The 10153-nt window shown below is 62.0% G+C and carries 9 protein-coding genes and 1 pseudogene; 6 read left to right on the forward strand and 4 right to left on the reverse strand.

Annotated features, from left to right (window positions below):
• From EN935_RS10380 to EN935_RS10390, 3 genes and pseudogenes are all read left to right on the forward strand, one after another.
• A pseudogene (locus tag EN935_RS10380) lies at positions 1-208 on the forward strand (transglutaminase family protein); the annotation flags it as partial.
• Between the two features lie 292 nt (positions 209-500).
• Entirely contained in the window at positions 501-1976 is a 1476-nt protein-coding gene (locus EN935_RS10385; protein ID WP_127262921.1) for a pilus assembly protein, read from the forward strand.
• Between the two features lie 368 nt (positions 1977-2344).
• The gene (locus EN935_RS10390; RefSeq protein WP_127262922.1) at positions 2345-3613 is read left to right on the forward strand and encodes a cyclopropane-fatty-acyl-phospholipid synthase family protein; all 1269 of its coding nucleotides are present in this window, start codon (positions 2345-2347) and stop codon (positions 3611-3613) included.
• On the opposite strand, the gene EN935_RS10395 is transcribed toward EN935_RS10390, so the two are convergent.
• Together EN935_RS10395 and acs are read right to left on the reverse strand one after the other, a co-directional pair.
• Positions 3614-4363: an MOSC domain-containing protein gene (locus EN935_RS10395; protein ID WP_127262923.1), complete on the reverse strand. Its 750-nt coding sequence runs from the start codon at positions 4361-4363 to the stop codon at positions 3614-3616.
• Positions 4363-6318 (reverse strand): acetate--CoA ligase, encoded by a 1956-nt coding sequence (acs, locus tag EN935_RS10400; RefSeq protein WP_127262924.1) that lies wholly within the window; start codon positions 6316-6318, stop codon positions 4363-4365. Before acs ends, EN935_RS10395 begins: the two co-directional genes overlap by 1 nt.
• A gap of 314 nt (positions 6319-6632) precedes the next feature.
• Here acs and EN935_RS10405 point away from each other — a divergent pair, with 314 nt between their 5' ends.
• Both EN935_RS10405 and EN935_RS10410 read left to right on the forward strand, forming a co-directional pair.
• Complete coding sequence (locus tag EN935_RS10405) at positions 6633-6905, forward strand: usg protein (RefSeq protein WP_127262925.1); 273 nt, start codon at positions 6633-6635, stop codon at positions 6903-6905.
• Between the two features lie 125 nt (positions 6906-7030).
• A complete protein-coding gene (locus EN935_RS10410; RefSeq protein WP_127262926.1) occupies positions 7031-7423 on the forward strand; it encodes a DoxX family protein in 393 nt (130 codons plus the stop codon).
• 39 nt (positions 7424-7462) lie between these two features.
• Here the strand turns inward: EN935_RS10410 and EN935_RS10415 are convergent, their stop codons facing one another.
• Positions 7463-8497, reverse strand: coding sequence for an aldo/keto reductase (locus EN935_RS10415; RefSeq protein ID WP_127262927.1), 1035 nt, complete (start codon positions 8495-8497; stop codon positions 7463-7465).
• Positions 8498-8554: 57 nt separating this feature from the next.
• Entirely contained in the window at positions 8555-9736 is a 1182-nt protein-coding gene (locus EN935_RS10420) for an MFS transporter (RefSeq protein WP_127262928.1), read from the reverse strand.
• A 119-nt stretch (positions 9737-9855) separates the two neighbouring features.
• Between EN935_RS10420 and EN935_RS10425 the strand changes: the two genes are divergently transcribed.
• On the forward strand, positions 9856-10153 hold a 298-nt coding region (locus tag EN935_RS10425), incomplete at its 3' end, for a LysR family transcriptional regulator (RefSeq protein ID WP_164771071.1).

Raw genomic sequence — 10153 nt, forward strand, 5'->3', positions numbered from 1 at the left:
CACTTTCGTGCCCCGCCACAACACGCCGAGGACCGGCCGCGTCGTCATCGCGCGCGGCCGTGACGCCACCGACGTGCCGCTGCTGCACAGCTTCGGCCCGCACCGGCTCAGCCTGTTCAAGGTGTGGACCTACGAACAGGAAGGCAATTTGTTCAACCCGCCCTATCACGGCATCGACAGGACCGTCAGCGCGCAGATGCTGGCCTAGAGCTTTTCGCAGCCGGATTCTGATCCGCTTCGAGACACTGCATCCTTCGAGCCTCTGTGCCGGATCGGGACCCGGATCGACATGCCGTCGATCATGGTAAGCGCTTCGTAAACGAAGTCGCTTTCTTGAATTTCCGTTTACCTATTGTTTACCTTACATCCTTCGCAACCCGAGCAAAAACAACAGCTTGATTGCCTGATCCCGGGCTGCGCGGAAGCGACCGCGCAATCCGGCCGGATTCCTGCATTGGCCTTTCCACGGCGACGAGGCCGAGGCGAGCGGAGGCTGTAGGATGCGGAATTACGGGGGTCTTGTTCACGCGGTCGGTGGGTTCGCCAGGGATCGCGGTGGAAATTTCGCAGTCCTGTTCGGCCTTGCTGCCTCGGTCTTGGCGCTGGGCGTTGGCTTTTCCGTCAACGTCTCTCAGCTGTACAATGCCAGATCGAGCCTGCAGGGCGTGGTCGATGCCGCCGTGACATCGACCGCACGCGACCTGACGACCGGCGCCATCAAGGAGGCCGATGCCAACAGATCGGTTCAGGCCTTTCTCGATGCCAACAGCACGGCGGGCATCCTGCAGGTCGACCAGATCGTGCTCGACAGACTGACGGTCAACAGTACCGCCAAGACGGTCCAAGCCGACGCCCATGTCGATGTCGCGCTGTATTTCCCGATTTTTGGCACGGGTGACATGAAACGCGTCACCGCTTCCACAACGGCGCTCTATTCGGACAAGGCCGTCGAAGTGGCGATGATGCTAGACATAACAGGATCGATGGCGAAGCGGGGCAAGGTCGACAAGATAGGCGATCTGAAAGCAGCTGCAAGAAACGCCGTTCAGACGATGCTCCAGAACCAGGATCCGAAGAACCCCCGCATCCGCGTCGCAATTGTGCCCTACGCATCTGGCGTGAACGCCGGCAAGCTGGCGGAAAACGTCTATGCCGAGAACCAAGGGAGCTCTGAGCTGCCACCGGTTGCCGGCAGTTCGCTTCTCGTCGCCAAGACGGGCAAAGATTTGCTGCCGTCCTTCAGCGACTACATCTCCATTGTTGGCGCGGCGATGCCACACCCCGATAATTGCACGACGGAGCGCAAGGACAAAAACGGCGATGCGGATTTGAGCGCCGACGGCCCAGATACGGTTCGCACGGACAGGACCGGCAAGAAATATTATGCCCTGGTCAACCGGGATGATCATCTCAGTGGTGGGGGAATGAACAGGTGCCCTGATGCGGAAGTGATCCCGCTGACCGCGGATTCCGATGCATTGCTTGATTCGATCGACGACTTCCAGGCCGATGGTTATACGGCCGGCGCGATCGCCATTCAGTGGACCTATTATATGCTGTCGCCGCAATGGCGCGCCGCGATCGAGAATGCCGGTCTCGGCAAAGGCGCCTCGGATGCCAATGCGAAGAAGATCGCCAAGGTTGCGATCCTGATGACCGATGGCCAGTTCAATACTGCCTTCGCCGGTGCGGGGGGCAGCTACAACAGCCAGGGCAACCTTGCGCGCGGCAACGCCGAAACGCTGTGCGGCAACATGAAGAATGACGGCATCGAGATTTTCACCATCGGCTTCGATCTGAACGACAAGGACATGTCGGCGACCGAGCGGGACCAGGCAAAGGCGGTGCTGAAGGACTGTTCGTCGAAGGACGTGTCCACCAACAGGCATTACTTCGAGGTATCCACCGGAGTAGAATTGAACGACGCCTTTCAGGAAATCATCCGCAACACCGAAAAGGTCGTCCTGACCCAGTAATCCGCAAAAAGGAAAAGGCCGCCGCTTCTTGCGAAGCCGGCGGCCTTCCGTGTTTCCGTCCGTGGCGCGGCCCTATGGCGGCGACCTCAAGAGGTCACCCGCCGCGCATCTCGCGCCTTAACGGGAAGACTGCTTCCCGAAAGTGCAATCCGCTGAGGCCACGTTCTGGAAAACGAAATCACTCGACATCGGATCACCTCCTTTCGATTTGTTGAACACACGGAGATGATGGGGTCTCATTTGGGAAATGGCAAGGTGCCACCCTCAAAAAGCCGGGTGTGTGTCTTTCCAGACAGGCTGACAAGACGGGCGGCTTGCAGTCCAGTGGCAAACAGACAACATTGGCGCTCTGGCTTCGGGGAGGAAGCATGGACGCCACCGACAAGGCCGCGCGAATTGTTCGAACGGTTGTTGAAACGCTGAAGCCGGGCTTTGCTGTCAAGCTGTGGACCGGCGAGCGCATTGGCCCCGCCACCGGCCCTGTGCTCACCGTCAACGACCCGGACATTGTCTGGCAGGTGGTCCGCCGTCCCGCCTTCTCGACGCTGATCGAGATGTGGATTTCCAAGGCGGTCGACATCGAAGACGGATCGCTGTTTGACTTCTATGCCCTGCCTTCGCAAGGCAAACTCAGGTCGAAACTCAAGACATTGCCGAAGCTGGCGATCCTGCGTGATCTGCCAGCCGTGCTGTTTTCAAGGAAACAGATGACGGCGCGGACCGATCTTTCGGGGCGCAATCCCTTCGTCAGCGGTTCGAGCCAGGAAGCGATCCAGCATCATTACGACATCTCGAATGCCTTCTATCGGCTCTTTCTCGACGAACGCATGGTCTACAGCTGCGGTTACTTCAAGGATTTCGCCAACAGCATCGATGAGGCGCAAATCGACAAGCTCGACCATATCTGCCGCAAGCTGCGGCTGAAGCCCGGCGAGAGGCTGCTCGACATAGGCTGCGGCTGGGGAGCGATGCTGATCCATGCCGCGAAGAACTACGGCGTCGTCGGCCACGGTGTCTCGTTGTCGGAAGCCCAGACGCAACTCGCCCGTGAGCGCATTCGCGCCGAGGGGCTGGAGGACAAGATCACGATCGAGGTAAAATCCTACGCCAAACTTACCGGTAGCTTCGACAAGATATCGTCGATCGGCATGTTCGAGCATCTGGGGCTCGCCAACCACGCCGCCTATTTCTCCACCGTCCATCGCCTGCTGAAGCCGGGCGGCGTCTATCTGCATCACGCCATCACCAGGCGCAGCAAGGGCGACATCAAGAAAACCCTGCGCAAGGGTCCGGAGTTCAAGGCGCTGATCAAATACATCTTCCCCGGCGGCGAACTCGACACGATCGGCATGACGCTCGGCAATCTCGAAGCCCACGGCTTCCTCGTCTACGATGTCGAGAACCTGCGCGAACACTATGCCCGCACCTGCAGGCTGTGGGCCGAGCGCCTGTATGCAAGGTTCGACGAGGCAATCGCCGAAGTGGGAGAAGCCAAGGCGCGGCTGTGGCTGCTTTACCTGACCGGCTGTTCGATCACCTTCGAACGTGCCTCGGCACAGATTTTCCAGACTGTCGTCACCAAACGCGCGCGTGGCCCGAGCGGGCTGCCGCCGACAAGGGCGGATCTGTACCAATGATCAGATGAAGCGCATCGTGTCGCCGACCTCGATGCTGGCCGGCCGATCGACCGTACAATAGACGCCGAGATTGTGCGCGTTGTGGCGGACCAGATTGCGCAGGATACCAGGATCATTGCCGAAGCCATCCTGGGCGATGATGGTGAAACCGCAGCGGCGGCAGGGTTCCGAGATGGTCAGCAACAGGTCGCCGATCGCCAGCTTGCGGCCGATCCATTCCGTCTCTGGAAACGACCCTTCGATTGCCGCCATGTCGACGACGATGTTGGGACGAAAACGGCGCGGATCGGGGGTCCCTTCCGGATGCAATGCCTTCAGGCGCGCCAGCGAAGCCGTGGTCAACAGATGGATCGGCGCCTTGCGGTAGCGCTCCGCGGTCAGCGGGCCGGAATAGTCAGGCGCGGCATTCTCCCGGCGAAACGGCCGGATCGAGGCCTCGAAGCCAAGATAGGCCGACACCGCGCTGTCGCTCTCGATACCCGGTGCAGCCAGCCAGTCGCCGTCCGGGATGGCGATCTCGAGTTCGCGGGCAGGCGACAGCCGGGTCCGGATGCGCGGCACCTTGTGCCATTTCGCGTCGCGATCCGGCCGGGCGATTTCATTGTCGGTGGCATCGACAAGGCCGAACAGGCGGTCGCCGTTGATGCTCTCGACGTCGACCGAGATTGTTTCCAGGCGCTCACCGGCAAGCGAACTCGCTGGATAGCGCCAGAGCTCACTGACAGTGCCCAGTGCGGCCTCGTCCTGCATCAAGCCTTCTTGTTCTGCCGGTTGGCGATCAGGTCGTAGACGACGGCCGGATCGGCCAGCGTCGAGGTGTCGCCAAGGGCTGAGAAATCGTCCTCGGCGATCTTGCGCAGGATGCGACGCATGATCTTGCCCGAGCGCGTCTTCGGCAGGCCGGGCGCGAACTGGATCTTGTCGGGCGAAGCGATGGCGCCGATCTCCTTGCGGACATGAGCGACGAGTTCCTTGCGCAACTCCTCGCTCGGCTGCTCGCCGCCCATCAGCGTGACGTAGCAGTAGATGCCCTGGCCCTTGATGTCGTGCGGATAGCCGACGACGGCGGCTTCCGAAACCTTGTCGTGGCTGACCAGTGCGGATTCGACTTCGGCCGTGCCCATGCGATGGCCGGAGACGTTGATGACGTCGTCGACGCGGCCGGTGATCCAGTAGTAGCCGTCGGCGTCGCGGCGGCAGCCATCGCCGGTGAAGTACTTGCCCTTGTAGGTCGAGAAATAGGTCTGGATGAAGCGATCATGATCGCCATAGACGGTGCGCATCTGGCCGGGCCAGGAATCGGTGATGCACAGATTGCCGTCGGCAGCACCTTCCAGCACCTTGCCCTCGCCGTCGACCAGCTGCGGCTTGACGCCGAAGAACGGCCGCGTCGCCGAGCCTGCCTTGAGGTCGGTGGCGCCGGGCAGTGGCGTGATCAGGATGCCGCCGGTCTCGGTCTGCCACCAGGTGTCGACGATCGGCACCTTGCCGTTGCCGACGATGTTGAAATACCACTCCCAGGCTTCCGGATTGATCGGCTCGCCAACCGAACCCAGCACGCGCAGCGACTTGCGCGACGTCTTGGTGACATGCGCATCGCCGGCGCCCATCAGCGCCCGCAGCGCCGTCGGGGCGGTGTAGAAGATGTTGACCTTGTGCTTGTCGATGACGTCCCAGAAGCGCGACTGCGACGGATAGTTCGGCACGCCTTCGAACATCAGCGTGGTGGCGCCGTTGGCGAGCGGGCCGTAGACGATGTAGCTGTGGCCGGTGACCCAGCCGACATCGGCGGTGCACCAATAGATGTCGCCGTCATGGTAGTCGAAGACATATTGGTGCGTCATCGAGACGTAGACGAGGTAGCCGGCGGTGGTGTGCAGCACACCCTTCGGCTTGCCGGTCGAGCCGGAGGTGTAGAGGATGAACAGCGGATCCTCGGCCTTCATCTTCTCCGGCTTGCATTCGGCCTTCACCGTCGCGATCTCGTCGTGATACCAGACGTCGCGCCCCGGCGCCCAGCCGACCTTGCCGCCGGTGCGGCGCACGACGACAACGTTCTTGACCATGACGAAATTCTTGGCGGCGATGTCGATCGCCTTGTCGGTGTTCTCCTTAAGCGGAATGGCCTTGCCGCCGCGCAGGCCTTCGTCGGCAGTGATGACGAAGGTCGATTCGCAATCGACGATGCGGCCGGCCAGCGCATCCGGCGAAAAGCCGCCGAAGACGATCGAGTGGATGGCGCCGATGCGCGTGCAGGCCAGCATCGCATAGGCCGCTTCCGGGATCATCGGCATGTAGATGGTGACGCGGTCACCCTTCTTGACGCCGTGCTTCTTCATCACGTTGGCGAGCCGGCAGACATGCTCGTAGAGCTCGTTGTAGGTGATCTTCTTGTCGTCGTAGGGATTGTCGCCTTCCCAGATGATGGCGGTCTGGTTGCCGCGCTTCTTCAGGTGCCGGTCGATGCAGTTATAAGAGACGTTGGTGAGCCCGTCCTCGAACCATTTGATCGAGACCTTGCCGTCGAAGGAGGTGTTCTTGACCTTGCTGTAGGGCTTGAACCAGTCGATGCGCTTGCCGTGCTTGCCCCAGAACTTGTCCGGTGACTTGACGCTGTCGGCATACCATTTCAGGTAGGTGTCATTATCGATCAGCGCGTTTTTCTTCCACGCCGGCTGGACGCGATGGACATGAACGTCGGACATTTCTTCACTTCCTCCCAAACCAATCCGCCGGCTTGAAACGCCGGCGGGATCGCGACAAAGCTGCCGCGAATTCGCGGCATTATTACCAGTTCGCCCGTCATCGCAATATTAGACGTTGGATTCGCGCGGCGGGATGCCGCAGGCAATTTGCCTGCCGCTGTCAGCACTCGGGTGGGCTCGCTGCTAACCGCATGTTTTCGCGCGGAAAACTCGTTCTCGATCAGGAAAAATCAATAGACAGTTAAGCAACGGCGCGCACACTCTGACGTTGGGAGGAAAGGAGACTCAACCAGGGACCGCCCAAGGGGACTGCCATGCGCGACCATTCCGAAATGGACCTGATGCTCAAAGGCTATGGCCTGACCACGGCCAAGATTCTTTATCATTTCCCCGACCATCCGCATCTGCTGCAGAGCTTCATCTGGCAGGACTATGATCTGGCGCCGAAGTTTCCGGTGCTGATCAAGTTCATCGAATTCTGGAAGGCCAAGCTGGACGGGCCGCTGCATTCGATCAGCTACACGCACCAGAAGCTGATCGCGCCGAATGAATGGCGCAAGGTGGACGGCGAGTTCGTGCTTCACTGAACGGCGGCCGCAGACGGTCTGTTTCCATTCTGGTCCCGCGACAGCAGCGCCGCTGTCGGCTATCCTACGCAGGTGGCGCGGCAAGGCAGAGTGCCCAAGGCGCGTCCGCGATCGGGAGAACGGACATGACCGCGTTCGACTATGCCGCGCTGCTGCTTCGTGTCAGCGTCGGCGGCCTGTTTCTTGCCCATGCCTATCTGAAGTACTTCGTCTTCACGCCCAAGGGCACAACCGATTATTTCCAGTCGCTCGGCGTACCCGGCTATTTCGGCTTGATCGCCATCGCAGCCGAAACGGCCGGCGGTCTTGGTCTGATCTTCGGCGTCGCCACGCGGCTGGCGGCCATTCTGCTCATTCCCCTGATGCTGGGCACGATCGTGCTCGTCCACGGCAAAAATGGTTTCTGGTTCACCAATGCGGGCGGTGGCTGGGAGTATCCGGCGCTGTGGATCGTCTGCCTGATCATCATTGCCCTGATCGGCAGCGGCCAGGCAGCGCTTTGGCCAATCTGGGGGTAGGCTATCAGGCCGCGCAACGCGCGGCCTGAGCAAAAAATATCATACCGCCGGCGGGTTGAGCCGGGCGAAACCTTCCTGGCGGCGATAGGGGAAATACGGGTAGGGGGCCGTGACTTCGCTTGCCGCGTCGAGTGTCCTGATCTGCTCCGGCGTCAACGTCCAGCCGACGGCGCCGAGATTCTGGCGCAGCTGTTCCTCGTTGCGGGCGCCGATGATGACCGACGACACGGTCGGGCGCTGGAGCAGCCAGTTGATGGCGATCTGCGGCACGGTCTTGCCGGTTTCCTGCGCCACCGCGTCGAGGGCATCCATTACCCGGTAGAGATGCTCGTCCTCGACCGGCGGCCCGAAGCTCGCTGTGTCGTGCAGCCGGCTCTTTTCCGGCAAAGGCTGGCCACGGCGGATCTTGCCGGTCAGGCGGCCCCAGCCGAGCGGGCTCCACACCAGCGCGCCGACGCCCTGGTCGAGGCCGAGCGGCATCAGCTCCCATTCATAGTCGCGGCCGACCAGCGAATAGTAGACCTGATGCGCTACGTAGCGGGGGTAGCCGTGCTTGTCAGCCTCGGCCAGCGACTTCATCACTTGCCAGCCGGAGAAATTGGAGACGCCGACATAGCGCAGCTTGCCCGAGCGCACGAGCTGGTCCAGCGTCGACAGCACCTCCTCGATCGGCGTGCCGGCATCGAAGGCGTGCAGCTGCAGAAGGTCGATGTAGTCGGTGCCGAGGCGCCTCAGCGCATCATCCACGGATCTGATCAGCCGCGCACGCGACGAGCCGTAATCGGCCGGCCCATCGCCCATCGGCAGCGAGGTCTTGGTCGAGATCAACACGGCATCGCGGCGACCCTTTATCGCTTCGCCAAGCACCTCTTCCGAGGCGCCGTTCGAATAGACGTCGGCGGTGTCGAACAGGTTGACGCCGGCCTCCAGGCAGATGTCGATCAGCCGCCGCGCCTCGCTGGCGTCGCTGTTGCCCCAGGCGCCGAACAGCGGGCCGGAACCGCCAAAAGTTCCCGCGCCGAATGAGAGTGCGGGCACTTTCAGGCCCGATGCACCGAGACGTCGATAGTCCATCTTTTTACTCCTGATGGTGTGGAATGAAGGTGTCGAAAGTGGGTTTGCCGAGGACGGTCACGACCGGATGGAGGCAGGCTCGCCGAGCGTGTCGGTGCGATCGAGACGCAGCGCCAGTCCCGCCACGGCGAGTGCGGCGAGCGGCAGCAGGGCGGCGACCCAGGTGAGGGACCCCAGACCAAGCCCATGGGCAATCACCGCGCCACCAAGCCAGGCGCCTGCCGCATTGCCGAGATTGAAGGCGGCGATGTTGAAGGATGAGGCGAGGCTCTGACCGGCACCTTGCGCCTTGTCCAATACCCACATCTGCAGCGGCGCCACGGTGGCGAAGGCAGCAGCGCCGAGCAGTCCGACATAGATGACGGCCATCACCTGGCTGTGGATGGCGAAGGTCATGGTTGCGAGCACCAGGGCCAGCACCACGAGACTGCCCAGCACGGCCGGCACCAGCCAGCGGTCGGCGACCTTGCCGCCAAGCAAATTGCCAGCGATGAGACCGCCGCCGAAGACGAGCAGAATCGGCGATACGGCCACTTCTTTGAAGCCGCTGATCTCGGTCAGCAACGGCGCGATATAAGTGAAGACGGCGAAGACACCGGCATAGCCGAGCACGGTGGTGGCAAGACCGAGCAGGACGGGCGTGCGGCGCAAAACGGCGAGATCGGCGCGAAGGTCGCTCTTTTCGGGCGCCGTCTGGCTGCGTGGCACCAGAGCCAGGATGACGGCGAAGGCCGCCAGGCCGACCAATGTCACCGCCCAGAAGGTCGCCCGCCAGCCAAAAGCCTGGCCGAGCCAGGTGCCGAAGGGCACGCCGAGGATGTTGGCGATGGTCAGCCCGGTGAACATCAGTGCGATCGCCGAGGCCTTCTTGTTGGGCGCCACCAGCCCTGTGGCGACGACAGAGCCGACGCCGAAGAAGGTGCCGTGGGCAAAGGCAGTGATGATGCGGGCGCCCATCAGCGTCCAGTAGTCGGGTGCCAGCGCACAGGCGAGATTGCCAAGCGTGAAGATCGCCATCAGCGCAAGGAGCACGGTCTTTCGTGGCCAGTCGCCGGTGGCGATGGTCAGCAGGGGCGCGCCGATGACGACGCCAAGCGCATAACCAGAAATGAGTTGGCCGGCGGCCGAGATCGAAACGCCGAGATCCTTGCTGACATCGAGCAGCAGACCCATGATGACGAATTCGGTGACGCCAATGCCGAAGGCACCGGCGGCGAGGGCGTAGAGAGCAAGAGGCATGGCTGTTTCCACTTCGATGACGAAGAGCGCCGTCCCGCGCCCCGACCCGAAAGATCGTGTTGCCCTGCATTGTGAACCAGACTTGCCTTGGGCACATTTTCTGTGAAATAGATTCACAAATGGCTAGGTCCGACATCAATCGCTCCGGCGAGATCGAAGTGTTCGTGCGGGTCGTCGAGGAAGGCAGTTTTTCCTCCGCGGCACGCGCGTTGCGCATGACGCCGTCGGCGGTGAGCAAGCTGATCGCGCGGCTGGAGGCCAGGCTTGGCGCGCGGCTGGTCAGCCGTTCGACGCGAAAACTACAACTGACGCCGGAAGGCACGGCGTTCTACGACAGCGGCCTGCGCATCCTCGCCGACATGGCGGCGGCCGAGCAGGAGGCAGCGGCGGGGGCGGCGCCCCGCGGGCGGCTGCGCG

This window comes from Mesorhizobium sp. M7D.F.Ca.US.004.03.1.1, from assembly GCF_003998635.1.
Taxonomy (GTDB): Bacteria; Pseudomonadota; Alphaproteobacteria; order Rhizobiales; family Rhizobiaceae; genus Mesorhizobium; species Mesorhizobium loti.

Coding starts and splice junctions, on each gene's coding strand:
- EN935_RS10385 (WP_127262921.1), top strand. CDS start 501: ATGCGGAATTACGGGGGTCTTGTTCACGCGGTCGGTGGGTTCGCCAGG.
- EN935_RS10390 (WP_127262922.1), top strand. CDS start 2,345: ATGGACGCCACCGACAAGGCCGCGCGAATTGTTCGAACGGTTGTTGAA.
- EN935_RS10395 (WP_127262923.1), bottom strand. CDS start 4,363: ATGCAGGACGAGGCCGCACTGGGCACTGTCAGTGAGCTCTGGCGCTAT.
- acs (WP_127262924.1), bottom strand. CDS start 6,318: ATGTCCGACGTTCATGTCCATCGCGTCCAGCCGGCGTGGAAGAAAAAC.
- EN935_RS10405 (WP_127262925.1), top strand. CDS start 6,633: ATGCGCGACCATTCCGAAATGGACCTGATGCTCAAAGGCTATGGCCTG.
- EN935_RS10410 (WP_127262926.1), top strand. CDS start 7,031: ATGACCGCGTTCGACTATGCCGCGCTGCTGCTTCGTGTCAGCGTCGGC.
- EN935_RS10415 (WP_127262927.1), bottom strand. CDS start 8,497: ATGGACTATCGACGTCTCGGTGCATCGGGCCTGAAAGTGCCCGCACTC.
- EN935_RS10420 (WP_127262928.1), bottom strand. CDS start 9,736: ATGCCTCTTGCTCTCTACGCCCTCGCCGCCGGTGCCTTCGGCATTGGC.